Raw genomic sequence first — 25,815 nt, 5'->3', positions numbered from 1 at the left:
AGAAGTCGGGCACTAGTGTGCCCCAGTGTTGCAGCGCTGTCAGGCGATTGGCCCGCGAGGGTAGCGTTTAAGCTTCTCAAGCAGCTCGGAACCGGGGATCGGCCGGTCGAACAGGTAGCCCTGGCCGACGTCGCAGCGATGCCGCCGCAGGAACGCCAACTGCTCGGCGGTTTCCACACCTTCGGCCACTACTTTGAGCTTGAGGTTATGCGCCATGGCAATCACTGCCGAGGTAATTTCCATGTCGTCCTGGTTATCCGGGATTTCGTGGATAAAGCTTCGATCGATCTTAATGATGTCGATGGGGAATTTCTTCAAGTAGCTCAGCGACGAGTAGCCGGTGCCGAAGTCGTCCATGGCCAGGGTCAGGCCAAAGCTCTTCAGTTGGTCAAGCTGCAGGCGCGTGTCTTCCGTGGCCTCCAGCAACAGGCCTTCGGTCAGCTCCAGTTCCAGCAGGTTGGCCGGTAGCTGCTCTTCCTTGAGGATGGTGGCGATCGAGGCCACCAGGTCAGGGTCGGAGAACTGTTTGGGCGACAGGTTGATCGCCACCTGCAAGTTGCCCAGGCCGCCGGCGCTCAACTGCTTGCTCATGCGGCAGGCCTGGCGGGCGATCCATTTGCCGATGGGAATAATCAGCCCGGTCTCTTCGGCCACGCTGATAAATTGGTCGGGGCGGATCATGCCCTTTTCCGGGTGGTTCCAGCGCAACAGCGCTTCCATGCCCAGCAAGCGACCGCTGCGCAGGCACAGCTTGGGCTGGTAGAACACGTCCAGCTCGTTCTGGGTCAGCGCCCGGCGCAGGTTGTTCTCCACGAACAGCTTGTAGCTGGCCTCGGCGTTCAGCGCTTCGGTAAACACCTGTACCTGATGTTTGCCGTTGGCTTTGGCTTTGTGCAGCGCCAAACCTGCGTTACGCATCAGGGTTTGCGGGTCGCGGCCATGCAACGGCGCACAGGCCAGGCCCACAGAGCCGGTGACGCTGATCAATTGATTGTCGACGAACATCGGCTTGTCGAGGGTTGCCAGTAGCTCGCTGGCGACGTGTTGGCCGCTCTCCAGGTCGGTGTCGTCCAGCAACACCGCGAATTCGTTACTCGCAAAGCGCGCCAGGCTGCCACTCGCACTCAAACTGTTGCGCAGGCGTCGGGCCAGGCTGATCAACAGCTTGTCGCCGGTCTGGTGGCCAAGGCTGTCGTTGATCCGCTTGAAGTTGTCGATGTCGACCAACAGCAGGCTGATCGGGCGGTCGCTGTCGCGCGCAAAACGCTCATCGAGGTTGCGGATAAACGCCGGGCGGTTGCCAAGGTTAGTCAGGTTGTCGGTGTAGGCCAGGCGCTCGATGCGCTGCTGGGCCAGCTTGGTCTGGGTGATGTCTTCGTAGATGCCGATGTAATGGGTCAACTCACGGTTGTCGCCATACACCTTGGAAATCGACAATTGGCCCCAGTAGGGTTCGAGGTTTTTACGCCGGCTCTTGAATTCACCCTGCCAGCTATTGCTTTTGGCCAGGGCGGAAGGCGCGTCGAAGAGCAACTCGCTGAGGTTCTCCAGCGCCGGCAGTTGCGCCAGGCGGTGGCCGTGGACTTCCTCGGCGCTGTACTGGGTGATCGCGGTAAAACTGGGGTTGACGTATTCCACTACACCGTCGCAATTGACCAACAGAAAGGCATTCGCGCTTTGTTCCACGGCGCGCTGGAACAAGTGCAGGGCGCTGGTGGCGGTGCGGCGGTTGTGGTTGTTGATGACTTGCGCGAACTGGTCCGCCAGCTCACCGGCAAAAGCAATTTCGTCGGCCTGCCACGCGCGTGGTCTGCCGCTTTGTTCCAGGCACAACACGCCGATGACCTGGCCATCGACGCGGATGCTCGCGTCGAGCATCGCATGTACATCCTTGGCGCGCAGGCTTTCGGCCATTTCCCGGGTGCGTGGGTCGCGCATCGCGTGGGTGGCGTCAATTGCGCGGCTCGAATGCAGGGCTTCCAGGTAGTCCGGGAAACTGCTCGCGTCGATCGCTTCCGGCAACTGGTGCTGTTGGTCGGTGCGGTGGTACGCCGAGATCGGCACCAGGCGCTCGCCTTCGAGGTTCCAGATGCTCGCGCAATCAATCTGGTAGATGTCGCAGGCGCTGCGGGTGATCAGCTCTGCGGCTTCTTGCAGCGAGTTGGGCGTGGTGTAGCGCTGGCGCGCCAGCAGCAGGATCAGCTCCTGTTGGGCGCGCACGCGTTCCAGGTGCTGCAACTGTTCCAGTTGCGCGCGCTGGTTGAGTTCCAAAGCGATCTGCAGGCGGCTGTTCTGGTTTTCGAGGTCGGCCGTAGGGGCCGCTGCGGGGATTTCACTGAACAGCCCGTCGACAACCATCAGGTAGCCGCGCAGCAGGTGACGATTGTGTTGTTTGTAGGCCTCGCCCATTTCCAGCAGGCTCAACGGGCCGTCGCTGGTGTGCAGGGTGTAGCGCACCAGGTAATGCGGGCTCTGGGTCAGTTGTTGCTGGATGGTGTCGTGCAACTGATAGCGCGCCTGGGGCTCCATCAGGCTGGCGTAGGGGGTACCGACCAGGGCGCACAGTTCAACCGCGGACAGGCCGAATTGGCGCTCGCAATTGGGGTCGAGGTACAGCAGCGCCCAGCTTGCCTCATTAAGCCGCTCGAAACGCAGCATACCGAGGCGCGAGGGCACCGGTAACTGCGTCACTACCTCGGCCGCCATTCGGGCGACATCGGGTTGGCTTTTCATGGGGGAAACTCGCTTGAGAAAATGCGCACGGCGCCGGGCTCACGCCCTCTTTACTGTCGCCTGCGGCAAGGTTGCATCATGCAGCACGGACTGACAAGAGAGGATGAAGGCTAAGTGCTATACGGGTGTTATCGGCAGTTGGAGCGGTTTCTGCAATCGAGGTGATGGGTGGCGTATTGACGCAGGTGCAAAATCGTATCGGATTTGCTTTCTGTGGGGGGCTTTACTGCATCTTTGATGTGGCGCTGTCGCGCAGCAAGCGGGCTTGGGGTGTTCTTTGGATTTTCGTGCATATCCGTTCTTTGGGGGATGGCTTGTATCGGTTTCGCTCTTACAGCGAGTCACTTTTGATAGAGCGCAAAAGTAACCAAAACGCTCTCGCCCCACCACTCGGTGCCTCGCTTAGGCTCGGCATGCCCGCCCACAGGCTTGAATCCGTGGGCCGCCGCGATGGGCCATCCTTGGCCCAGCGCGGCTAACCCGGCGTCCTGCCGGGTTACCCACGGATTCAAGCCTGCGTGCGGCCAGCGTGGTTTAACGGGGCGCTTCTAAGATCAAGAGCAAGAGCACGGCGGCCTGAAAGCCGACCTGAGTGGTTGAAGCAGATCAAGGGCGGGTTTTGCATACGCGGCAGATCTGCTTTTTTTGCTTTTTGTGGGAGGGGGCTTGCTCCCGATAGCAGTGTGTCAGTTGAAAAATATTTATCTGACCCACCGCCATCGGGAGCAAGCCCCCTCCCACAGATTGAATGCATTCTGCTTGGGAGATTGGGTCGGCTTTCAGGCCGCCTGCTTTTGATTGTGATCTTGATCTAAGGCGCCCCGTTAAACCACGCTGGCCGAACGCAGATATTACGGAGCGGGTAAACCGGCAGGACGCCGGTTTAGCCGCGACGGGGCAGGGACGCCCCGTCGCGGCGGCCCGCTCCGTAATATCGGAGTGAGGGCACACCGAGCCTAAGCGAGGTGCCGAGTGGTGGGGCGAGGACCTTTTGGTTACTTTTGGGTCCTTTCAAAAGTGACCCGCTGTAAGAGCGGAACCGATATAAGCCATAAACTCAATAACGGATATGCACTCAAAACAAAAAGCCCAAAAACTGGATAAATTTCAATAAAAAACAATAGGTTATTCGTAGTAGATAGGAGCAAGTTCAGCTTGTGGGATTAATTAGGGGCAAAAAAAAGCCCCGCCAATTGACGGGGTTGAGGTACGAGCGTGGCGCTCGAAAATCGGTGCAGCCAGGCCTCCCCATTGCGGGGGAGGCCGCTGGCTGATTACAGCAGGATAGTGCGGATATCGTTCAACAGTTGGCTCAGGCGCTGCGTAAAGCGAGCCGCAGCGGCGCCGTTGATCACGCGGTGATCGTAAGACAACGACAGCGGCAGCATCAGCTTCGGCTGGAACGCTTTACCGTCCCACACAGGCTGAATGGTGGCCTTGGAAACACCCAGGATCGCCACTTCCGGCGCGTTGACGATTGGCGTAAAGCCAGTGCCGCCAATGTGCCCGAGGCTGGAGATGGTGAAGCACGCGCCTTGCATGTCGTCGGCGGTGAGCTTCTTGTCGCGGGCCTTGGCCGCCAGTGCAGCCGCTTCGGCAGCCAGTTGCAGCAGGCTTTTTTGGTCGACGTTCTTGATTACCGGCACCAGTAGGCCATCCGGCGTATCGACTGCGAAGCCTACGTTCACGTATTTCTTGCGGATGATCGCTTTGCCGCTTGGCGCCAGCGAGCTGTTGAAGTCCGGCAGTTCCTTGAGCAGGTGCGCACAGGCCTTGAGCAGCAGTGGCAACACGGTCAGTTTCACGCCGGCCTTCTCGGCCACGGCTTTCTGCGCAACGCGGAAAGCTTCCAGGTCGGTGATGTCGGCCTGGTCGAACTGAGTCACGTGCGGGATGTTCAGCCAGCTGCGGTGCAGGCTCGACGCGCCGATTTGCATCAGGCGGGTCATCGGCACTTCTTCGGTTTCGCCGAAGCGGCTGAAGTCCACCACTGGGATCGGCGGAATGCCCGAACCACCGGTAGCAGCGCCGGCAGCCGGAGCTTCCTTGGCCTTCTGCATCATGGATTTGACGTAAACCTGCACGTCTTCCTTCAGCACACGACCGTGAGGGCCAGTGGCCGACACAGCGTTCAGCTCAACCCCGAACTCACGCGCCAGTTGGCGTACGGCAGGGCCAGCGTGAACCTTGGCACCGCTTGGCGCAGGTGCGGCAGCCGCCGGGGCCGGTGCAGCCTCAGCTTTTGCAGCCGGTGCCGCAGCGGCGGCAGGTGCCGGTGCAGCTTCAGCCTTGGCCGCCGGCGCAGCAGCGGCTGCAGCCGGTGCCGCAGCAGGCGCGGCGCCTTGTACTTTGAGCTTGAGGATAAAGTCGCCAGTGCCGACTTCGTCTTCCAGCTTGACCGCGATGCTTTCCACAACGCCGGCAGCCGGTGACGGGATTTCCATGGAGGCCTTGTCGGACTCCAGGGTGATCAGCGACTGGTCGGCTTCGACGGTGTCGCCGACTTTGACCAGCAGCTCAATGATCTTGGCCTTGCCCGACGAGCCGATGTCCGGAACATGAATGTCCTGAACGCTGGCGGCGGCGGCAGCCGGAGCAGCCGCCTCGGCCGCTGGGGCCTCGGCAGGCTTTTCAGCAGGTTTTTCTGCTGGCGCTGCAGCGGCAGCAGGAGCTGCCGCAGGGGCCGCATCAGCGGCGCCTTCGATTTCCAGCTCAAGCAGTTCGTCGCCTTCTTTCAGACGGTCGCCCAGCTTGACCTTGAGGCTCTTGACCACGCCGGCCTTGGGAGCAGGGATTTCCATGCTCGCCTTGTCCGATTCCAGGGTCAGGATGCTCTGGTCGGCTTCGACGGTGTCGCCGACCTTCACAAACAGCTCGATTACTTCACCTTCACCGCTGCCGATGTCAGGTACGCGAATGAGTTCGCTCACAAAAAATCTCCTCAGCAGTCCAGTGGGTTGCGTTTTTCCGGGTTGATCCCGAACTTGACGATGGCGTCAGCCACCACCTTGGGTTCGATCTCACCACGGTCAGCCAAGGCTTCCAGGGCTGCCAACACCACGAAGTGACGGTCGACTTCGAAGAAGTGACGCAGCTTCTTGCGGCTGTCACTGCGGCCAAAACCGTCGGTGCCCAGGACTTTGAATTCCTTGGACGGGACCCACTGGCGAATTTGTTCAGCAAACAGCTTCATGTAGTCGGTGGACGCGATGACCGGACCTTTACGGCCGTTCAGGCATTCTTCGACGTAGCTCAGTGCAGGCTTCTGGCCAGGGTGCAGGCGGTTGTTGCGCTCTACGGCCAAGCCATCGCGACGCAGTTCGTTGAAGCTGGTAACGCTCCACACGTCAGCGCCGACGTTGAACTCGTTACGCAGGATCTTCGCCGCTTCACGCACTTCACGCAGGATGGTGCCGGAGCCCATCAGTTGCACGTGGTGCGCCGCTTCCCTGGTGTCTTCTTCGAGCAGGTACATGCCCTTGATGATGCCTTCTTCAACACCGGCCGGCATGGCTGGCTGCTGGTAAGACTCGTTCATCACGGTGATGTAATAGAAAATGTCCTGTTGCTCTTCGGTCATCTTCTTCATGCCGTCCTGAATGATCACCGCCAGCTCGTAGCCGTAGGTTGGATCAAAGGTGCGGCAGTTCGGGATGGTCGCAGCCAGGATGTGGCTGTGACCGTCTTCGTGTTGCAGGCCTTCGCCGTTCAGCGTGGTACGCCCGGCGGTGCCGCCGATCAGGAAACCGCGAGTACGGCTGTCGCCCGCTGCCCACGCCAGGTCACCGATACGCTGGAAACCGAACATCGAGTAGAAGATGTAGAACGGCAGCATCGGCTGGTTGTGGCTGGAGTACGAAGTACCGGCAGCGATGAAGGAGCTCATGGCGCCCGCTTCGTTGATGCCTTCTTCGAGGATCTGGCCCTTCTTGTCTTCCTTGTAGAACATCACCTGGTCTTTATCGACTGGCTCGTAGAGCTGGCCGACGGAAGAGTAGATGCCCAACTGACGGAACATGCCTTCCATACCGAAGGTACGCGCTTCGTCCGGGATGATCGGGACGATACGCGAGCCGATTTCCTTGTCCTTGACCAATTGCGCGAGGATGCGCACGAAGGCCATGGTGGTGGAGATTTCACGGTCGCCAGAGCCGTCCAGGATAGCCTTGAGGGTATCGAGTGGCGGCGTCGGGATGTTAAAGCTTTTGGCGCGACGCTGTGGCACGAAACCACCCAGCGCGGTGCGGCGTTCGCTCAGGTAACGCGCTTCGGCGCTGTTTGGCTCTGGCTTGAAGAACGGCAGGTTCTCCAACTCTTCGTCCTTGACCGGGATGTCGAAGCGATCACGGAACAACTTCAGGCTGTCGACATCGACTTTCTTGGTGTTGTGCGCAGTGTTTTTCGCTTCGCCGGCACCGGTGCCATAACCTTTGATGGTTTTGGCCAGGATGACGGTCGGTTGTTCTTTGTGGTTAACCGCTTGGTGGTACGCCGCATACACCTTGTACGGGTCGTGGCCGCCACGGTTGAGTTTCCAGATCTCGTCGTCGGACAAGTCTGCAACCATCGCCTTGAGTTCCGGCGTGTTGAAGAAGTGTTCACGCACGAACGCGCCGTCTTTGGCCTTGTAGTTCTGGTACTCGCCGTCGATGACTTCGTCCATGCGACGTTGCAGGATACCGTCGACGTCTTTGGCCAACAGTGGGTCCCAGAAACGCCCCCAGATAACTTTGGTCACGTTCCAGTGAGCGCCACGGAACACGCCTTCGAGTTCCTGGATGATCTTGCCGTTGCCGCGAACCGGGCCGTCGAGGCGCTGCAGGTTGCAGTTGATGACGAAGATCAGGTTGTCGAGCTTCTCGCGGCCAGCCAGGGAGATGGCGCCCAGCGATTCCGGCTCGTCACACTCGCCGTCACCCAGGAAGCACCAGACCTTCTGCTTGCCTTCCGGGATGAAGCCACGCGCTTCCAGGTACTTCATGAAACGTGCCTGGTAGATCGCCTGGATCGGGCCAAGGCCCATCGACACCGTCGGGAACTGCCAGAAGTCCGGCATCAGCCAAGGGTGCGGGTAGGACGACAGGCCGCCACCGTCGACTTCCTGACGGAAGTTGTTCATCTGGTCTTCGCTGATGCGACCTTCCATGAACGCACGGGCGTAAACGCCTGGCGAGGTGTGGCCCTGGAAGTAGATCAGGTCGCCGCCGTGTTCTTCGGTCGGGGCCTGGAAGAAGTAGTTGAAGCCGATGTCATACAGGGTTGCGCTGGAAGCGAAGCTGGAGATGTGACCGCCCAGGTCCGAATCTTTCAAGTTCGTGCGCATTACCATCGCCATGGCGTTCCAACGTACCAGCGAGCGAATGCGGCGTTCCATGAACAGGTCGCCAGGCATGCGTGCTTCGTGGGTAACGGGGATGGTGTTGCGGTATGGCGTAGTGATGGCGTAAGGCAATTGCGAGCCGCTGCGGGTCGCGAGTTCGCCCATACGGGTCATCAGGTAGTGAGCACGGTCTTCGCCTTCTTTGTCGAGAACCGATTCCAGGGCGTCCAGCCATTCCTGGGTTTCGACGGGATCGAGGTCTTGCATGGCTTGCTCCAGGGCGGAAAGGCTACCAGAATCGGCTGCCTGAGTTTGCGACTGGCCTTGTGGGCAGACGACATAAATTCTTGGATGGCCGAAGGTTGCTTCGGCGTCCTGTAGTTTTACTACAAATCGTCGGCCATTTCAGCCTTTCGAATGTATATACGAGTAGTAAAACTACACAAGACTGAGCGTATGGCTCGGTCTGGCTGGTGAGCATAATCGTTATTGTTGATCTTTTGCGAACAAGAAAAGGTGAAAGTTTGATGTTGCCTGCCAAGATTAATTTAATTTCAGCTATTTATAACCTTTGTTCGACAGTCCATCACCGTGCGAGGGTCTTGCGCTCACCGCCACAAGCCATTTACGCGCCGATCAAGGATAGACCATGAGCCTTCCAACACTGGCCGAATTACCGGCTATTTTAGTGCCTTTCGCGACGCGAGCCGAGCAGTCATTACGTGAAGCGGTGGCCGCGCTGGACGACGATCATGGCCTTTCTGCGTGGACGCCGCAACGCTGGGCCGATTTTGCGCGTGTGTGCGCCGCCAGTGATTTTGTGATTGAACAGAGCCTGCGTGACCCTGTGATGTTGCTCGAACTGGTGGCCTGGGGCGAGCTGGACCGAGGCTTTGCGCCCGGCGAGCTGTGTGGGCAGATTGCCGGCGCCGTGCAACAAGCTGAAACAGAAGATGAGTTGGGCCGCGTGCTGCGTCGCCAGCGCACGCGCCAACAGGTGCGCATAATCTGGCGCGACCTGACGCGCCAGGCCGATCTGGTGCAAACCTGCCGCGACCTTTCCGACATGGCCGATGCCAGCATCGACCAGGCTTATCAATGGCTGTACCAACGCCATTGCCTGCAGTTCGGCACGCCCACCGGTCGGCGCAGCGGCGAAGCGCAACACATGGTCATCCTCGGCATGGGCAAGCTCGGCGCGGTGGAGCTGAACCTGTCGTCGGATATTGACCTGATCTTCGCCTACCCCGAGGGTGGCGACACGGTGGGCGTGAAGCGCGCGCTGGATAACCAGGAATTTTTCATCCGTCTTGGTCAAAAATTGATCAAGGCGCTCGACCCGATGACAGTCGACGGGTTCGTGTTCCGCGTTGACATGCGCCTGCGCCCGTATGGCTCGGCCGGTGCGCTGGTGCTGAGCTTTAACGCGCTGGAGCAGTATTACCAGGACCAGGGCCGTGACTGGGAACGCTACGCGATGATCAAGGCGCGGGTTGTGGCGGGCGACCAAGTGGCGGGCGCGCAACTGCTCGACATGCTGCGCCCGTTTGTTTATCGCCGTTACCTCGACTTTTCCGCCATCGAAGCGCTGCGCACCATGAAGCAGTTGATTCAGCAGGAAGTGCGGCGCAAGGGCATGGCCGAGAACATCAAGTTGGGCTCGGGCGGCATTCGCGAAGTGGAGTTTATCGCCCAGGCGTTCCAGCTGATTCACGGCGGGCGCGACCTCAGCCTGCAACAGCGGCCTTTGCTCAAGGTGCTGGGCATGCTCGAAGGCCAAGGGTATTTGCCGCCGGCGGTGATCGCCGAGTTGCGCAATGGTTATGAGTTTTTGCGTTACACCGAACACGCGATCCAGGCGATTGCTGACCGGCAGACGCAAATGCTCCCGGACGGCCCCGAAGACCAGGCGCGTATCGCGTTTATGCTGGGTTTCGCCGACTGGGCCGCGTTTCATGAGCGTCTGATGTACTGGCGCGGCCGGGTGGACTGGCACTTCCGTCAGGTCATTGCCGACCCTGATGAAGAAGAGGGCGAAGAAAGCGAGATGGTTGTCGGCGGTGAATGGTTGCCGTTGTGGGAAGAGTCGCAAGACGAAGACGCTGCCTGCCGCCAATTGGCCGAAGGGGGTTTCAGCGATGCCGCCAAGGCGCTCAAAGCCCTCGCCGGTTTGCGCGGTAGCCCGCAATTGCGCGCCATGCAGCGCTTGGGGCGCGAGCGGCTGGATGCGTTTATTCCGCGCCTGCTGGCCCAGGCCGTCGAGCACGCCAACCCGGATCTGGTGTTGGAGCGCGTACTGCCACTGGTCGAAGCCGTGGCCCGCCGTTCCGCTTACTTGGTGCTGCTTACCGAAAACCCCGACGCTCTGCGCCGCTTGTTGACCTTGTGCGCCGCCAGCCCATGGATCGCTGAGCAGATCACGCGTTTCCCGCTGTTGCTCGATGAGCTGCTCAACGAAGGCCGTCTGTTCAAGCCGCCTTTGGCGCCGGAACTCGCCGCCGAGCTGCGCGAACGCCTGACGCGCATCCCCGAGGATGACCTTGAGCAGCAAATGGAGGCGCTGCGCCACTTCAAACTGGCCCACCGGCTGCGCGTCGCTGCGTCGGAAATCGCCGGCAGCCTGCCGTTGATGAAGGTCAGCGACTACCTGACCTGGCTCGCCGAGGCCATCCTCGAACAAGTGCTGGCCCTGGCCTGGCGCCAGACGGTGGCCCGCCACGGCTCGCCGCAGCGGCTGGACGGCACCGTGTGCAACCCGGGCTTCGTGATTGTCGGGTATGGCAAAGTCGGTGGTATCGAGCTGGGGCATGGTTCCGACCTGGACCTGGTGTTTATCCATGACGGTGACCCGCAGGCCGAAACCGACGGCGCCAAGCCGATCGACGGCGCGCAGTTCTTCACGCGCCTGGGCCAGCGCATCATTCACCTGCTGACCACCCAGACCAACTCCGGCCAGTTATATGAAGTGGACATGCGCCTGCGACCTTCCGGCGCCTCCGGCCTGTTGGTGAGTTCGCTGGGTGCCTTTGCCCGCTATCAAGAAAATGAAGCCTGGACCTGGGAACATCAGGCCTTGATCCGTGCGCGGGTGCTGGTGGGCAGCCAGGATGTGGGCCATGCGTTCGAGCAGGTGCGCGCCAAAGTGCTTGGGCGCACGCGTGACCTGGCGAAGCTGCGCCAGGAGGTCAGCGAGATGCGCGCCAAGATGCGCGATAACCTCGGCACCAAGAGCACAGCGGCGGGTACGGCGGCGAATGCCTTCGCAGCCACGGCCGTGTTCGACCTCAAGCAGGACGCCGGAGGTATCGTCGATATTGAATTTATGGTGCAATACGCGGCTTTGGCGTGGTCTGCGCAACATCCATCGTTGCTGCGCTACACCGACAATATCCGCATTTTGGAAGGTTTGGAGCAGGTCGGGCTGATGCCTGCCGCCGATGCTCATCTGCTGCGCGAAGTGTATAAAGCGTACCGTTCCGCCGCGCACCGCCAGGCCTTGCAAAACGAGGCCGGCACGGTTGCCGGGGACCAGTTCGCCGACGAACGGCGTCAAGTGATGCGAATCTGGAATGAACTGGGTTTAAGCTGAAACCGATGAATCGAGCGATGCCAATCTAATGTGGAAACCGGCTTTATGGGGAAGCGGGCTCGCCCGCGATGCAGACGCTTCGGTGTATCAGGTACACCGAGGCGATGCTATCGCAGGCAAGCCAGCTCCCACAAAAAGCGCGATCCGCAGTAATCATCGATTCGGGGAGGCGTAAGCCTCCCCGCATCGTTTGTGGAAACTACATGAATATTTTGATTGTTGGTCCCAGTTGGGTCGGTGACATGGTGATGGCGCAGACACTGTTCCAGTGCCTGAAACAGCGTCATCCCGACTGCCAAATCGACGTGCTCGCCCCCGAGTGGAGCCGGCCGATCCTTGAGCGCATGCCGCAAGTGCGCAAGGCCTTGAGCTTTCCGCTCGGCCACGGCGCGCTTGAACTGGCGACCCGTCGTCGCATCGGCAAATCCCTGGCTGGCGAATACGATCAGGCTATTCTGCTGCCCAACTCGCTCAAGTCGGCGTTGGTGCCGTTTTTTGCCGGTATCCCCAAACGCTCCGGCTGGCGCGGCGAGTTTCGCTACGTGTTGCTCAACGACGTGCGCACGCTCGACAAGGCGCGTTACCCGCTGATGATCGAACGTTTCATGGCGCTGGCCTACGAGCCGGGCGCCGAGTTGCCGACGCCGTACCCACGGCCGAGCCTGCAAATCGACCCGGTAACGCGTGACGCGGCGCTGGCCAAGTTCGGCCTGGTGCTCGACCGGCCGGTGCTGGCGCTGTGCCCCGGTGCGGAGTTTGGCGAGTCCAAGCGCTGGCCGTCGGAGCATTACGCCAAAGTCGCCGAGATGAAGATCCGCGAAGGCTGGCAAGTCTGGTTGTTCGGCTCGAAAAATGATCACTCGGTGGGTGAAGACATTCGCCAGCGCCTGATTCCCGGGCTGCGCGAAGAGGCCGTGAACCTCAGTGGCGACACCTCACTGGCCGAGGCCATCGACTTGCTCTCCTGCGCTGACTCGGTGGTGTCCAACGACTCCGGCCTGATGCACGTGGCGGCGGCGTTGAATCGCCCGCTGGTGGCGGTGTACGGCTCGACCTCGCCAGGCTTTACGCCACCGTTGGCCGACAAGGTTGAAGTGGTGCGCCTGGGCCTCGATTGCAGCCCGTGTTTTGACCGCACGTGCCGTTTCGGCCACTACAATTGCCTTCGACAGTTGCTGCCGCAACCGATCAGCGACGCCTTGCAGCGGTTGCAGGGCTCCGTGGTCGAGGTCCGTTAGTTTGCGCGTACTGGTCGTCAAAACCTCATCCCTGGGCGATGTGATTCACGCCCTGCCTGCACTCACTGACGCGGCGCGCGCGATCCCCGGTATTCGCTTTGATTGGGTGGTGGAAGAAGGCTTTGCCGAAATTCCCACCTGGCACCCGGCTGTAGACAAGGTGATTCCGGTGGCGATTCGCCGCTGGCGCAAAAACCTCTGGCAGACCTTCAAGAGCGGCGAATGGCGACGCTTCAAGCAGAGCATTCAGTCGACCAAATATGACTTGGTGATCGACGCGCAAGGCCTGCTGAAAAGCGCCTGGCTGACACGCTATGTGCGTGCGCCAGTGGCGGGGTTTGATAAAAATTCGGCCCGCGAGCCGATTGCCGCGCGCTTCTACTCGCGGCGCCTGGCGGTTGCGCGTGGGCAGCACGCAGTCGAGCGTTTGCGTCAGCTATTCGCGGTTGCGCTGGGCTATGACTTGCCCAAAGGCCTCGGCGATTACGGCCTGAGCGTCGACAAACTGCTGGGCCTGCCGCCTGAAAAACCGTTTGTGCTGCTGCTGCACGGCACCACCTGGGACACCAAACACTGGCCCGAAGCCTACTGGCGCGAGCTGGCTGAACGCATGGGGCGCCTGGGCGTGGAGGTGAAGCTGCCTTGGGGCAACGCCGACGAAAAAGCCCGCGCGCAACGCTTGGCCGACGGCCTGCCGCACGCCGAAGTGCTGCCCAAGCTGAACCTGGCCGGCGTGGCGCGTGTGTTGGCCGGCGCGCGTGCCTGCGTGGCGGTCGACACTGGCCTGGGGCACTTGGCCGCCGCGCTGGATGTGCCGACCATTTCGCTGTTCGGCCCCACCAATCCCGGCCTCACCGGCGCCTACGGCAAGGGCCAGATTCACTTGGCCAGCGACTTCCCCTGCGCGCCGTGCCTGCAAAAACACTGTACCTATCAACCCACAGCCGACGATGTGCGTCGGTTCGACATCAAGCGCGAGTCGCCCCTGTGCTTCACGCGCCTGAACCCTGAGCGTGTGGCAAGCCGGCTGAGCACGTTGTTACTGGCTGAGGAGCTGCACTGATGCAACTGGCTTTTGTTCTGTACAAATACTTCCCCTTCGGTGGCCTGCAGCGCGACTTCATGCGCATCGCGCTGGAGTGCCAGCAACGCGGCCACACGATTCGTGTCTACACGCTGATTTGGGAAGGCGATATTCCGCCCGGTTTTGAAGTGCTGGTGGCGCCGGTCAAGGCGTTCTTCAATCACCGACGCAACGAGAAACTCAGTGCGTGGATGGCCGCTGACTTGGCCAAGCGCCCGGTGGATCGCCTGATCGGCTTTAACAAAATGCCTGGCCTGGACGTGTACTACGCCGCCGATGGCTGTTTTGAAGACAAGGCGCAGAACCTGCGCCATTCGCTTTACAAAAGCTTTGGCCGCTACAAGCACTTTGCCGAGTACGAGCGTGCGGTGTTCGCCAAAGATGCCAAGACCGAAGTCTTGATGATCTCTGAAGTGCAGCAACCGCTGTTTATCAAGCATTACGACACCCCGCTGGAGCGCTTCCACCTGCTGCCACCGGGCATTGCCCACGACCGCCGCGCGCCGCCGGATGCCGCCGAGATTCGGCAAGGGTTCCGCAAGGAATTCAAGCTGGCTGACGACGACCTGCTGCTGGTGCAGATCGGCTCCGGCTTCAAGACCAAGGGCGTCGACCGCAGCCTCAAGGCCGTGGCCGCGTTGCCGGCTGAACTCAAAAAACGCACGCGCCTGTTTGTGATTGGCCAGGACGACCCCAAAGTCTTCCAATTGCAAAGCGCCACACTGGGGCTGGGCGATAACGTGCAGTTCCTCAAGGGCCGCAGCGATATTCCGCGTTTCCTGCTGGGCGCCGACCTGTTGATTCACCCGGCGTACAACGAAAACACCGGCACCGTGTTGCTCGAAGCCCTGGTGGCCGGTTTGCCAGTATTGGTTTCGGCCGTTTGCGGTTACGCGCATTACATCGCCGAAGCGGACAGCGGCCTGGTGCTGGATGAGCCGTTTGAACAAGCACAGCTCAATCAGTACCTGACAAACATGCTCACCGACACTGCACAGCGCGCGGCCTGGGGCCGCAATGGGTTGGCCTTCGCCGAGACGGCCGACCTCTACAGCATGCCGCAGCACGCTGCGGATGTGATTCTGGCGGAGCCAAAACGATGAAGTTGATTCTTGCCGAACCGTTCAAGACCTTATGGGCCGGGCGTGACGCCTTCGCCGAAGTCGAAAAACTGCAAGGCCAGGTATTTCGCGAGCTGGCGGCGCGGCGCACGTTGCGCACCGAAGTCGACGGCCGCGCGTATTTCGTCAAAATCCACCGCGGCATCGGTTGGGCGGAAATCCTCAAGAACCTGATCACCGCCAAGTTGCCGGTGCTCGGTGCCGGCCTGGAATGGAATGCCATCCACCGCTTGCAGGAACTCGGCGTGCCGACCATGACCGGCGTGGCCTTTGGCGAAAAAGGCAACAACCCGGCCGACCAGCATTCGTTCATCATCACCGAGGAGCTGGCGCCGACCATCAGCCTCGAAGACCTCAGCGTCAATTGGGCCGCGCAGCCGCCTGCACCGGCCTTGCGCCTGGCGCTGACGGCTGAGCTGGCGCGCATGGTCGGCGATATGCACCGTGGCGGTGTGAACCACCGCGACTGCTACCTGTGCCACTTCCTGCTCGACACTGCCAAGCCGATCGACGCGCGCGACATCAAGTTGTCGGTGATCGACCTGCATCGCGCTCAATTGCGTGCCCATCTGCCGCTGCGCTGGCGCGACAAAGACTTGTCTGCGCTGTACTACTCGGCGCTGGACATCGGCCTGACGCAGCGTGACAAGTTGCGCTTTCTCAAAGGTTATTTTCGCCAGCCACTGCGCCAGATTCTCGCCGAGCAATCGGCGTCGCTGAGCCTGATGCAGCGCAAAGCCGACAAGCTGTACGCGCGCAAACAGCGGTTAGGGGATGCGATCTGATGGCGGGTTGGAACCTGGAACCTGCGTATGCCGCTTTGGCGGATGATTTTGGCAGCCTTGATGCGGTGTTTGCGCTGCAAGGCGAGCGCCTGACCCGCGACCCCTTGTCGGAAGTGATTCGGGTGGAGCGCGCGGGCGTCAATTACTACGTCAAACGCTACGTCGGTGCCGGCAAAGGCCTGCGCCGCTACTTGGGCAAGCCACGGGTCAAGTCCGAGTGGCAGAACCTCAAGCGTTTCGCCAAATGGGGTATTCCTACCGCCGACGTGGTGGCCTGGGGCCTGGAGCGCAAAGGGCTGGCCTATGACCGTGGTGCGATGATCACCCGCGAGCTGCCCAAAACCGAAGACCTGTCGGCGCTGGCCGAGCGTGACGATGCGCGGTTGGACGACCCGCAGTGGGTCAATGTGATCAGCCGTCAGCTCGCTGAATACACGCGCACCATGCACGAGAACCACTTCACGCATAACGACTTGAAGTGGCGCAACCTGTTGGTCGACGACCAGCGCACGCTGTATTTGATCGATTGCCCCAACGGTGCGTTCTGGCGCGGCTTCTGGCTCAAATACCGGATCACCAAGGACCTGGCCTGCCTGGACAAGGTGGCCAAGTATCAGTTGACCGCCACCCAGCGCTTGCGCTTTTACCTGCAATACCGCCAACGCTCGCACCTGACGGCGTCGGATAAACAGCGAATTCGCCACGTGGTGAAGTTTTTCGAGGGACGCGAATGAGTGATTTCCTGGCGGCCGATGACCGCGCTCTGTTGGAGCGCCATGGCCTCGCAACCTTCGACGCCTTGTGGGCCAGGCAACTGGACGCGGTGGATGAGCCCAATACCAGCGATGGTGGCTGGAGCAGCGTGTTTCGCCTGGTGCTTGAAGGCCAGGGTTACTACCTCAAGCGCCAGAGCAACTACCTGACGCGCACGCTGCACTCGCCCTTTGGCGAGCCGAGTTTTGCTCGCGAATTTCGCAACATCAGCCGCTATCAGAAGCTCGGTATTCCGGCATTGCAGGCGGCGTTTTTCGGCGAGCGCAAGGTTAAGGGCGAGCGCCGCGCGATGTTGCTGACCCGCGCGCTGGACGGTTGGAACGACCTGGATTCGCTGCTGGAGCGCTGGTCGCAACTGAGCGACGCCCAGCACCACGCGATCCTTAAAGCCTGCGGCGAGCTGGCTCGTCAGTTGCACAGCGTCGGTCAAGTGCATGGCTGTTTTTACCCCAAGCATATTTTTCTGCAGGCCGCCGGTGACGGTTATGCCGCGCAGTTGATTGACCTGGAGAAAACCCGCCCGCTGTTGTTCGGCTGGCGTGATCGTGTCAAGGACCTGGAGCCGCTGTTGCGCCGTGCGCCGCAATGGACCCACGCGCACGTGCGCGAATTGCTGGCGGCCTACCTGCAACAACCCGAAGACAGCGCGCTGGTCGCCGCCTGGCTCAAACGCCTGACCGCGCGTCGCAGCCACAAGGAGAGCCGTTGATGCGTTTGTCCGAACTGAAAACCGCCGGCCGCGCGCCCAGCTTGCCGCTGACCGTCGAGCTGGCGGACGCCGCAGGCCCAGGGCAGTTGCAATTGCTCAGCCTGCTGCGCGTGTTGCCGGGCGAGCGCTACGTGGGCGCCGCCGTATGGCGCGGTCGCCCGGTGCTGGCCAAGTTGTTGGTGGGCAGCAAAGCAGCACGGCATTTTCAACGCGAACGCAACGGCGTGCGCCTGCTGGCGGAGCAAGGCCTGACCACGCCGCTGCTGCTTGCCGATGGCTTGCAGGAAGGCGAGGGCGGCTGGCTGCTGTTTGAGTTTATTGAAGGCGCCGAAAGCCTGGCCGATGCCTGGCAAGCGGTCGAAGGTTTGCCGCCGCTGGCCGACGAACAAACCGCCGTACTCGCCGAGGCGTTGGCGGCGATTGCCCGGATGCACGCCAAAGGGCTGTGGCAGGAAGACCTGCACCTCGACAACCTGCTGCGCCAGGGCGGCACGCTGTACCTGATTGACGGTGCCGGCATTCGCGTTGAAGTGGCGGGCAAACCGCTGTCGCGCAACCGTGTACTGGAAAACCTCGGGGTGTTTTTTGCCCAGTTACCGAAGAACCTCGAGCCGTTCACCGAAGAACTGCTGGTGTATTACCTGCTGAGCAACGGCGAACACGCGTTGCCGCTGCAAGCGCTGGAACAGCAAGTGCGCAAGGTCAGCGCTTGGCGCTTGAAGGACTTTTTGAACAAGGTCGGCCGTGAGTGCACGCTGTTCAGCGTGGTACGCGGCGCCTTTGCATTGCGCGCGATTCGCCGTGAGGAAGAACCCGCGATGATGCCCGTGCTGGAGCAGGCTGACGCGTTGCTGGATCAGGGCCATCTGTATAAAACCGGTGGCGCGGCGAGTGTCGGCAAGGTCGAGGTGGCCGGTCGGGCGCTGGTGATCAAGCGTTACAACATCAAGGGCGTTGCGCATTGGTTCAAGCGTTTCTGGCGGCCTAGCCGTGCCTGGCATTCGTGGCGTGAAGGTAATCGCCTGGCGTTTCTGGGGATTGCGACGCCCAAGCCGCTTGCGGTGTTGGAAAAACGCTTTTTCTGGCTGCGGGGCCGCGCTTATCTGGTGACCGAGTTTTTGCCGGGGCCGGATATTATCGAGCGTTTTGCGCCGTATGTTGAGAACGGTGATGCGCCGGAAGACGAGCTGGTGGCGCTGGATCGTTTGTTTGCCGAGCTGATTGGTGAGCGCATCAGTCATGGCGACCTTAAGGGCCATAACGTGTTTTGGGCTGGGGACCGCTGGGCGCTGATCGACCTGGATGCGATGTGTCAGCACGCCTCTGTCGGCAGTTTTGCGCCGGCGTTTGCCAAGGACCGTGCGCGGTTTATGCGTAATTGGCCGGAAACCAGCGGGTTGTACCGGTTGATTGATCAGCGCTTGCCTCGGGTGCTTTGACCGGGCCTGCGCCCGGCCAGCTCAAAAGCGCTTCCTGTGGGAGCGGGCTTGCTCGCGATGCAGGCACCTCGGTATTTCAGTTAGACCGAAGTGATGCTATCGCAGGCAAGCCAGCTCCCACACTTGACCGCATTGCGCTTGCGAGATCAGGCCAGCATTGAGGCTCTATAAAACTCAGAACTGATACTCCGCACCGGCTCCCGCATACCACGAGCGGCCTGGCGCGGCTTCGTAGTAGCGGCCATTGCCATCGCCGACAATCACCGAGCCGACGTATTGGCGGTCAAGCAAGTTATCCAGGCGCAGGGTCTGGTGGAAGGTCCAGTGCTCGACCTTCTGCTCGAAACGCGCGCGCCAGTTGAACACGCTGTAGCCCGGTGCGGCGTGTTGCTGGTTGGTGTCTTCGACATACACTTTGCTGCGGTATATGCCTTCCAGCGCGGTGCTGACCCAGTCGCGGGGCTTCCAGTTCAGCTCGGCGAACAGTGTGGTTTGCGGCACGCCGGGCAGGTAGTTGCCTTTGTCGACGGTGGTGCTGGCGCCGCTGACGAAGTCACTGTCGTAAGTGGCTTGCAGGCGGGTGTAAGCGATGTTGGTGCTCCACTGCTGACTGAGCTGGCTGTCGATGCCGAGTTCGAAGCCACGGCGCAACGTACGGCCGGCGTTCTGGTAGGTGGTGCGACCGCCGCTGGCTTGCTGCACCACCAGTTCGTCTTCGGTGGTGATCTGGAACAGCGCAGCATTGAGGCGCGTGCCCTCGCCAATGCGCGCTTTCAAACCCACTTCATACTGCTTGCTGACCGACGGCTTGAGCGCGAAGTTGAAACCGTTGGCCGTGCTGGAATACGCCGACTCCGCTTGAGTCGGGGTCTCGAAGCCGCTGCCCGCGCTGACGTAACCGTGCAGGTTCGGCGTGAAGGCGTACATGACGCTGACCGACGGCGTGTTCTTCTGGTAAGTCTGGTTGCCGCTGTCGTTGCCGTCACTTGTGAAGTGGTCGTCCACGTCCATCTTCATGGTGCTGTGACGCACGCCGGCTTGCAGGGTCCAGTCGCCCAACAGCCAGTTGGCTTGCACAAACGGGTCAAGGCTGGTGGCGGTGTCGAGTTCATCGCGGCCCAAGGCGCCTTTGACGCCGTGCACACCGTTCAGGGTGTTGGAATAACCTTGGCGATCATCCTGGCTGCGATCGTAGTCGAGGCCGGTGATCACGGTCAGCTCGCCGGGCGCACGGGTGATCGGTTGCAGCCAGTGGAGGGAGCCGCCGTAGAATTTTCGGTCGAAGTCGACCACGCCGCCGCGCCTGTCTGCGGGCGTGCCGCCGGGTATCGACAAATACTGAATCACACTGCGCCGCCCGGTGTAGGCATTCACCTGCAACGTCGCATCGCCAAAATAGCGCTCGTAATTCATGCCCAGTTGCTGATGGTCGATGCTTTTGCGCGTGTTGTACTGCAAGGCGGCGGGGGCCACCGAACGCGGGTCGGCCTTGTAGGCCGCCCATGTTTGCCCCAGCGGGTCCTGCGTGCCGTTCTGCTCCAGGCTGCTGTAGATCAGCGCGAGCTTGCTGTCGTCGTCCGGCTCAACATTGAGCTTGGCGAAGGTCTGGTCACGGCGCGCGCTGCTGTGGTCGCGGTAGCCGTCGGTGTCCATGCGCGAGGCGTCGAGCACAAACCCTGCGCCATTCGCCGCGCCCTCGGCGCTCAGGTGGTTTTTGCTCAGGCCATCACTGCCCACCAGGGTTTCGGCGCCGATGCGCGGCGGGCCTTCGCCGTCGCGGGAAAACATCTGGATCACCCCACCGGCGTTGCTGCCATACAAGGTGGCGGCCGGGCCGCGCAGCACTTCAATGCGTTCGGCGGTGTCGAGGTTGAACGTGGCGGCCTGGCCCTGGCCGTCCGGGGTGCTGGCCGGTATGCCGTCGGCAATCAGCTTGATGCCGCGCACGCCAAACGCCGAGCGGGCGCCGAAGCCGCGTGAGGAAATCTGCAGGTCCTGCGCGTAGTTCTGGCGGTTTTGCACCACCAGGCCAGGCACGCGCGACAAGACTTCAGAGGCATTGATGCCGAGCTGGCCGTCGCTGATCTGCTCATGGCTGATGCCGTCCACCGAATACGGCAGGTCAAATGTCGGGCTGGCGCTGCGTGAGCCAGTCACTACGCTGGGGTCGAGGATCAGCGGCGCGTCGTCAGCCAACGCGGTATCGCTCAAGGCGAGCAGGCCGGGCAACAAAAGGGTGATGCGGGCGAGGGTTTTCATGATCAGCCGTAATCCGTGGCGCATAGGGCATAAACGCGCAAAGGCTGCGAGTTTAGTGTCTCAACGGATTTTTATCATTTCGGATTCTTCCTACGGGGTGCATAGGCGTTGCAGTGCTGAATCCTCAGCGGTGGCGGTGCTAGCGTGGCCGCTCACTCGGAAGGGCTGTTCATGACACTGAAAATGACTGTTGCACTGCTGCTTGCATCCCTTGCCGTGAGCGGCTGCGGGACCACCAACACGGTATTGCGTGACGACATGGCAGCGACCCATTTGCTGCGCCAGCAGAAGACTTACTGTCAGTCTGTTCCGCGGGTCTACAGTGGCGTGGTGTTTGATTTCTGCGTGCTGAATGCGCCGCTGACCTCTGCAGATTTTCTGTTGCCGCTGGTGCTGTTTGATATTGCTGCATCGGGTATTGTCGATACCGTGTTACTGCCTTACACGATCTACCGCCAGAACCAGGACGGCAGCATCGAGATCTACCGCTAGCCCCGCTTGGCGCTTGCCGCTAACAGCTTTCCACCGCTTTTAAGCTATAATCCCGCCCTTTAGCTGTTTCTCGCCCAGGCGAGGGGCACACTTTTTTCAGGCGCAGCGCGCCTGCATGCAGACTAAAAGAGGCTAGACCCCTGTGGCATTGACGATTCTTGGCCTGTCCGGCGCCCTTAGCCATGATCCTTCCGCAGCCCTGTATATCGACGGCAAGCTGATCGCGGCCGCCGAAGAAGAGCGCTTCGTACGCGACAAACATGCAAAGAACCGCATGCCCTACGAGTCGGCGAAGTTCTGCCTGGAACAGGCCGGTATCAAGCCTTCCGACGTTGACGTGGTGGCGATCCCTTTCGCCCCGATCAGCCTGTTCGGCGAGGCGCGTTGGCACTATGCCAAGCGTTATTGGTACGCCCCGGACCGCGCGCTCGACGCGATCCTGATGGGCAACCGTCGCTACAAGCGCTATCGCAACAAGATCGTCTGGTGCCTGGAGCAACTGGGCTTCGATCCGAAAAAAATCAAGATCGAACCGGTTGAACACCACCTGGCCCACGCCTCCAGTGCCTATCACTGCTCGGGCTTCCAGGAAAAAACCGCGATCCTCGGCATCGACGGCAAAGGCGAGTACGCGACCACGTTCTTCGGCTACGGCGAGAACGGCAAGATCCACAAGATCAAGGAATTCTTTGATCCGGACTCCCTCGGCGGCCTCTACGGCGCGATCACCGAGTTCCTCGGTTTCGAGATGCTCGACGGCGAGTTCAAGGTCATGGGCATGGCGCCGTATGGCGATGCCAGCAAATACGATTTCTCGCGCCTGGCCTCGTTTGAAAACGGCGAGCTGGTGATCAACACCGACTACGCCAACGTTATCGGCCTGCGCCGCTACAAAGAGAAGGGCAAGGGTTTCTACTTCTCGCCGAAACTGATCGAGTGGCTGGGTCCCAAGCGCGAAGGCGACATCGCCGACGAGCCGTACATCCACTACGCGGCCAGCATGCAAGCGCTGTTCGAGAAGCTGGCCCTGCAGATGATCGACCACTATTTGGGCGACATCCTCAAGGAAACCGGCAAGCTGGCTTTCGCTGGCGGCTGCGCGCTGAACGTCAAGCTGAACCAGAAAATCATCGCGCGTGATGACGTCAAAGAGCTGTTCGTGCAGCCGGCCTCGGGCGATGCCGGCACCGCAGTCGGCGCGGCGGCGTACGTATCGCACGCCCGTGGCGTACCGGTAGAGAAGATGGAACACGTCTATCTCGGCCCGTCGTACAGCAACGAAGACGTGATTGCCGCGTGTGCCAGGCACGCGAGCAAGCCTAAATGGCGCCAGATCGAAAACATGCCCAAGCGCATCGCCAAGATCATGGTCGACGGCAACCCGGTGGCCTGGTTCCAGGGCCGCATGGAGTTTGGCCCGCGTGCCTTGGGCGGTCGTTCGATCATCGGTTGCCCGAGCGCCACCGGCGTGGCTGACCGCATTAACCACCAGATCAAGTTCCGCGAGCGCTGGAGGCCTTTCTGCCCGTCGATGCTCGACACCGTAGCGCCGTTGATGATCAAGGTTGATCACCCGGCGCCGTTCATGACCTTCACCTTTGAAGTGTCGGAAGAGTGGAAAACCCGCGTGCCGGAAGTGGTGCATGAAGATGGCACCTCCCGCGCCCAGGTGCTCAAGCGCGAGTACAACCCGCGCTACTACGACATGATGAAAGAGCTGGAAGTACTCACCGGCAACGGTGTGTCGCTGAACACCTCGCTCAACCGTCGTGGCGAAGCGATGATTTGCTCGCCGACCGACGCGCTGAACATGTTCTTCGGCTCCGACCTTGAGTACCTGATTATGGAAGACATCCTGGTCGTCAAAGACGGCGTGGACCCTTATGACGCTGTGGTCTAAATGCTGAACCGCTTTCAGGGTTGGCGTGAGCGTGGCTGGGTGCCGGTCGAGGCCTGCGCTTACGCCCAGGCCTGGCAGCGTTTTGGCGGCAGCGTGGCGACGCACCCGCAGGTGGTCGAGCGCTTGGCGAACCTGGCGCAGATTCCGGTGCGTTACTTGGGCTGGGAGCAGGATGGCGAACTCAAGGGCGCCATTGCCACGTGGGGGCGCGACCTGGCCTTGTCCAAGGATGTGCTCAAGCGCACCGGCAAAAAAGGCTTGTTCGATCTGGGTAACGCCGAGATCATTTTGCCGATCGCCGCCGATGCGCAGTTGCCCTTGCGCCACCGTGCGCGTTACCTCTCGGCGCTGAATCAAGGGCGCGTCAGCACCCTCAAGCCGCAGGCCGAGCAGTTGGCCATGGCGCGCACGCCTGAAGACCTGTCGAAGAAGTTTCGCTACAACCAGCGCCGCGAATTGCGCCTGCTGGAAGAGGCGGGCGGCGTGGTGCGGGCGGTCAGCGAGTTTTCCAGCACAGAGCTGGCGGCGATTTATTGCGACCTGTTCCAGCGCCGCTGGGGCTTTGCGGCGACGGGTGCCGAGCGCTTGGCCGAAGTGCTGGAGCTGCTCAAGGAGTTCCTGATCGGCTCGGTACTGTTTTTGAACGACGCCGCCATCGCCGTGCAGTTGGTGTATCGGGTGCAGGCCCCGCAGTGGGTCAGCGTTGAATACGTGAATGGCGGTGTCGACCCGCAAACCCGTGCCTTTAGCCCCGGCAGCGTGTTGAGTTTCCTCAATACGCAAAGTGCCTGGGAGCAAGCGCGGGCCATCGACAAGCCGTTGCGCTTCTCGTTCGGGCGTGCCGACCGTGAATACAAGGAGCGCTGGTGCAACCCGGTGCCGGTGTTCAGCGTATGAGCCGCAAACAGCTACTGCTCAAACAGCATCGGCGCAACAAGCGTATCGCCTTGCTGGTCGGCCTTTTGCTGCTGATCGCTGCCGGTGTGCTGGTGGCGTGGTGGTTGCCGCTGGTGCTGGCCGTGGTGCTGTGGGCGGCACATGAGGCCTGGTTTGCCGACCACCTGTTCTATTCGCCCGGTGACGACTATCAGTACACGTTTGCCGAGGCCAGCGAGCAGCCGGGTGTGCGCCTGGACGCTGGGCGATTGGTGTTGGACACGCCGTTGTCTTTGGCGGGCGATGAAACCTTGATTCTGGCGCTTGAGCTGAAAAGCTCGTGGCTGGGGCGTTTTTTTGACCCGGCGCTTGAGTTGTCGGGGCTTGATACTGCCGATTGCCAAGCCTTCGAGCGGGGCGTCGGCGGGCGGCGCTACCTAAACCTGTCGGGCGCAGGCGAAGCGCTGGCCAGCGGCAACCTGCATCTGCGCGGGCGCTTTTGCCGGATCAAGGGGCAGCCGAGGTTGTGGCTGTTCCGCCAGCCGGATTACCGCCGCCAGCGCGTCATGGTGATCGCGCCGCATGCCGACGATGCCGAGTTGGCAGCGTTCAGCCTGTACAGCCAGGCCGATGAAAGCTGGATCGTCACCCTCACCGCAGGCGAGATCGAAGCCGAACACTATCAACAGATGGGCTTGCCCAAGGCCGATGCGGCGCAGCTGAAAGGGCGTTTGCGCGCGTGGGACAGCATCGCTGTGCCGCGTTGGGCCGGGGTGCCCGAGGCGCAGTGTGTGCAGTTGGGTTACTTCTGCATGCAGTTGCCGGCCATGCAGGCTGCGCCGAACCAGCCGCAGGCTTCCCGCGAAGCGCAACTGGACGATACGCGGCTGTTTCGCCAGTTCAATGCACTGGCCTTGCCCGGTGATGTGGACGGTGCGCCGACCTGGAACAACCTGATCGCCGACCTGCGGGCGCTGTTGCTCAAGGCTCGACCGCAAGTGATCGTATTGCCTACGCCGTTGCTCGACCCGCACCCGGACCACATCTGTGCCCACGCAGCGATTATTGAAGCGTTGCAGGGCCTGGAATGGCAACCGGGCACATTGCTCGGCTACGCCAACCACCTGCATGATAATGACCGCTGGCCGATGGGCGATTCAGGCGCGGGCGTGGCTTTGCCGCCGCGCTTTGATGCTGCGCCCGAGCTTGTGCCGTGCAGCCTGCCTCTGACCCTCAACCAGCAGCGGGACAAGGCCATGGCACTGGGTATGATGCATGACCTGCAGCCGCGCCCGCCGTTCAAGCGTCGGGTACGCCGGGTCTTGCAACGATTGCTGGCAGGCCGTGGTCCATCGCCTTACGGGGAGAATGAATTCTTTCGCAAGGCCGTACGCCGGCATGAGCTGTTGTGGGTCTTGAAGCGCGACTGAAGTATTTGAGTGCAGGCTGCGAGCCGCCTGCCGCACCGTTTTCGCCGGGCTGCCTGCCCGCAGCCT

The 25,815-nt window shown here is 61.2% G+C and carries 16 protein-coding genes; 12 read left to right on the top strand and 4 right to left on the bottom strand.

What is annotated here, in order from left to right; genetic code table 11:
- Nucleotides 1-39: 39 nt before the first annotated feature.
- The 3 genes from AO240_RS13830 to aceE all read right to left on the bottom strand — a co-directional run bounded on the left by AO240_RS13830 (nucleotide 40) and on the right by aceE (nucleotide 8,320).
- Nucleotides 40-2,733, bottom strand: a complete 2,694-nt coding sequence (locus AO240_RS13830) for a bifunctional diguanylate cyclase/phosphodiesterase (protein WP_058415600.1) — start codon at nucleotides 2,731-2,733, stop codon at nucleotides 40-42.
- 1,274 nt (nucleotides 2,734-4,007) lie between these two features.
- Nucleotides 4,008-5,663, bottom strand: a complete 1,656-nt coding sequence (gene aceF / locus AO240_RS13820) for a dihydrolipoyllysine-residue acetyltransferase (RefSeq protein ID WP_099236959.1) — start codon at nucleotides 5,661-5,663, stop codon at nucleotides 4,008-4,010.
- 11 nt (nucleotides 5,664-5,674) lie between these two features.
- Nucleotides 5,675-8,320: a pyruvate dehydrogenase (acetyl-transferring), homodimeric type gene (gene aceE / locus AO240_RS13815; protein ID WP_099236958.1), complete on the bottom strand. Its 2,646-nt coding sequence runs from the start codon at nucleotides 8,318-8,320 to the stop codon at nucleotides 5,675-5,677.
- Between the two features lie 382 nt (nucleotides 8,321-8,702).
- On the opposite strand from aceE, the gene glnE reads away from it, so the two are divergent.
- The 8 genes from glnE (at nucleotide 8,703) to AO240_RS13775 (ending at nucleotide 18,792) form a co-directional block, all read left to right on the top strand.
- On the top strand, nucleotides 8,703-11,642 hold the full coding sequence (glnE, locus tag AO240_RS13810) for a bifunctional [glutamate--ammonia ligase]-adenylyl-L-tyrosine phosphorylase/[glutamate--ammonia-ligase] adenylyltransferase (protein WP_099236957.1): 2,940 nt from the start codon (nucleotides 8,703-8,705) through the stop codon (nucleotides 11,640-11,642).
- 203 nt (nucleotides 11,643-11,845) lie between these two features.
- Entirely contained in the window at nucleotides 11,846-12,880 is a 1,035-nt protein-coding gene (waaF, locus tag AO240_RS13805; protein WP_099236956.1) for a lipopolysaccharide heptosyltransferase II, read from the top strand.
- A 1-nt stretch (nucleotide 12,881) separates the two neighbouring features.
- A complete protein-coding gene (gene waaC / locus AO240_RS13800; RefSeq protein ID WP_099236955.1) occupies nucleotides 12,882-13,943 on the top strand; it encodes a lipopolysaccharide heptosyltransferase I in 1,062 nt (353 codons plus the stop codon).
- A complete protein-coding gene (locus tag AO240_RS13795) occupies nucleotides 13,943-15,067 on the top strand; it encodes a glycosyltransferase family 4 protein (RefSeq protein ID WP_099236954.1) in 1,125 nt (374 codons plus the stop codon). Before waaC ends, AO240_RS13795 begins: the two co-directional genes overlap by 1 nt.
- A complete protein-coding gene (gene rfaP, locus AO240_RS13790; RefSeq protein WP_099236953.1) occupies nucleotides 15,064-15,870 on the top strand; it encodes a lipopolysaccharide core heptose(I) kinase RfaP in 807 nt (268 codons plus the stop codon). The genes AO240_RS13795 and rfaP overlap by 4 nt, the downstream gene beginning before the upstream one ends.
- Complete coding sequence (locus tag AO240_RS13785) at nucleotides 15,870-16,604, top strand: lipopolysaccharide kinase InaA family protein (protein WP_058415420.1); 735 nt, start codon at nucleotides 15,870-15,872, stop codon at nucleotides 16,602-16,604. The genes rfaP and AO240_RS13785 overlap by 1 nt, the downstream gene beginning before the upstream one ends.
- Nucleotides 16,601-17,353: a lipopolysaccharide kinase InaA family protein gene (locus tag AO240_RS13780; protein WP_099236952.1), complete on the top strand. Its 753-nt coding sequence runs from the start codon at nucleotides 16,601-16,603 to the stop codon at nucleotides 17,351-17,353. The genes AO240_RS13785 and AO240_RS13780 overlap by 4 nt, the downstream gene beginning before the upstream one ends.
- Complete coding sequence (locus tag AO240_RS13775; RefSeq protein ID WP_099236951.1) at nucleotides 17,353-18,792, top strand: lipopolysaccharide kinase InaA family protein; 1,440 nt, start codon at nucleotides 17,353-17,355, stop codon at nucleotides 18,790-18,792. Before AO240_RS13780 ends, AO240_RS13775 begins: the two co-directional genes overlap by 1 nt.
- A gap of 174 nt (nucleotides 18,793-18,966) precedes the next feature.
- On the opposite strand, the gene AO240_RS13770 is transcribed toward AO240_RS13775, so the two are convergent.
- Nucleotides 18,967-21,051 (bottom strand): TonB-dependent receptor, encoded by a 2,085-nt coding sequence (locus tag AO240_RS13770; RefSeq protein ID WP_099236950.1) that lies wholly within the window; start codon nucleotides 21,049-21,051, stop codon nucleotides 18,967-18,969.
- A 171-nt stretch (nucleotides 21,052-21,222) separates the two neighbouring features.
- On the opposite strand from AO240_RS13770, the gene AO240_RS13765 reads away from it, so the two are divergent.
- The 4 genes from AO240_RS13765 (at nucleotide 21,223) to AO240_RS13750 (ending at nucleotide 25,749) form a co-directional block, all read left to right on the top strand.
- Nucleotides 21,223-21,543 carry a YceK/YidQ family lipoprotein gene (locus tag AO240_RS13765; RefSeq protein WP_099236949.1) on the top strand — a complete coding sequence of 107 codons (321 nt, stop codon included), beginning with the start codon at nucleotides 21,223-21,225 and terminating at the stop codon, nucleotides 21,541-21,543.
- A 142-nt stretch (nucleotides 21,544-21,685) separates the two neighbouring features.
- A complete protein-coding gene (locus AO240_RS13760) occupies nucleotides 21,686-23,443 on the top strand; it encodes a carbamoyltransferase (protein WP_099236948.1) in 1,758 nt (585 codons plus the stop codon).
- On the top strand, nucleotides 23,444-24,340 hold the full coding sequence (locus AO240_RS13755; protein WP_099236947.1) for an antimicrobial resistance protein Mig-14: 897 nt from the start codon (nucleotides 23,444-23,446) through the stop codon (nucleotides 24,338-24,340).
- The gene (locus AO240_RS13750; RefSeq protein WP_099236946.1) at nucleotides 24,337-25,749 is read left to right on the top strand and encodes a PIG-L deacetylase family protein; all 1,413 of its coding nucleotides are present in this window, start codon (nucleotides 24,337-24,339) and stop codon (nucleotides 25,747-25,749) included. Before AO240_RS13755 ends, AO240_RS13750 begins: the two co-directional genes overlap by 4 nt.
- Nucleotides 25,750-25,815 lie beyond the last annotated feature (66 nt).

This window comes from Pseudomonas sp. ICMP 460 (genome assembly GCF_002723595.1).
Taxonomy (GTDB): Bacteria; Pseudomonadota; Gammaproteobacteria; order Pseudomonadales; family Pseudomonadaceae; genus Aquipseudomonas; species Aquipseudomonas kitaguniensis.
This window is presented reverse-complemented; position numbering and strand designations above follow the sequence as displayed.

Excerpts from the sequence above, each read along its gene's own strand:
- AO240_RS13830 (WP_058415600.1), bottom strand. The coding sequence starts at position 2,733 with ATGAAAAGCCAACCCGATGTCGCCCGAATGGCGGCCGAGGTAGTGACG.
- aceE (WP_099236958.1), bottom strand. The coding sequence starts at position 8,320 with ATGCAAGACCTCGATCCCGTCGAAACCCAGGAATGGCTGGACGCCCTG.
- AO240_RS13785 (WP_058415420.1), top strand. The coding sequence starts at position 15,870 with ATGGCGGGTTGGAACCTGGAACCTGCGTATGCCGCTTTGGCGGATGAT.
- AO240_RS13765 (WP_099236949.1), top strand. The coding sequence starts at position 21,223 with ATGACACTGAAAATGACTGTTGCACTGCTGCTTGCATCCCTTGCCGTG.
- AO240_RS13775 (WP_099236951.1), top strand. The coding sequence starts at position 17,353 with ATGCGTTTGTCCGAACTGAAAACCGCCGGCCGCGCGCCCAGCTTGCCG.
- AO240_RS13755 (WP_099236947.1), top strand. The coding sequence starts at position 23,444 with ATGCTGAACCGCTTTCAGGGTTGGCGTGAGCGTGGCTGGGTGCCGGTC.
- AO240_RS13795 (WP_099236954.1), top strand. The coding sequence starts at position 13,943 with ATGCAACTGGCTTTTGTTCTGTACAAATACTTCCCCTTCGGTGGCCTG.
- waaF (WP_099236956.1), top strand. The coding sequence starts at position 11,846 with ATGAATATTTTGATTGTTGGTCCCAGTTGGGTCGGTGACATGGTGATG.
- AO240_RS13780 (WP_099236952.1), top strand. The coding sequence starts at position 16,601 with ATGAGTGATTTCCTGGCGGCCGATGACCGCGCTCTGTTGGAGCGCCAT.
- rfaP (WP_099236953.1), top strand. The coding sequence starts at position 15,064 with ATGAAGTTGATTCTTGCCGAACCGTTCAAGACCTTATGGGCCGGGCGT.
- AO240_RS13750 (WP_099236946.1), top strand. The coding sequence starts at position 24,337 with ATGAGCCGCAAACAGCTACTGCTCAAACAGCATCGGCGCAACAAGCGT.
- AO240_RS13770 (WP_099236950.1), bottom strand. The coding sequence starts at position 21,051 with ATGAAAACCCTCGCCCGCATCACCCTTTTGTTGCCCGGCCTGCTCGCC.
- glnE (WP_099236957.1), top strand. The coding sequence starts at position 8,703 with ATGAGCCTTCCAACACTGGCCGAATTACCGGCTATTTTAGTGCCTTTC.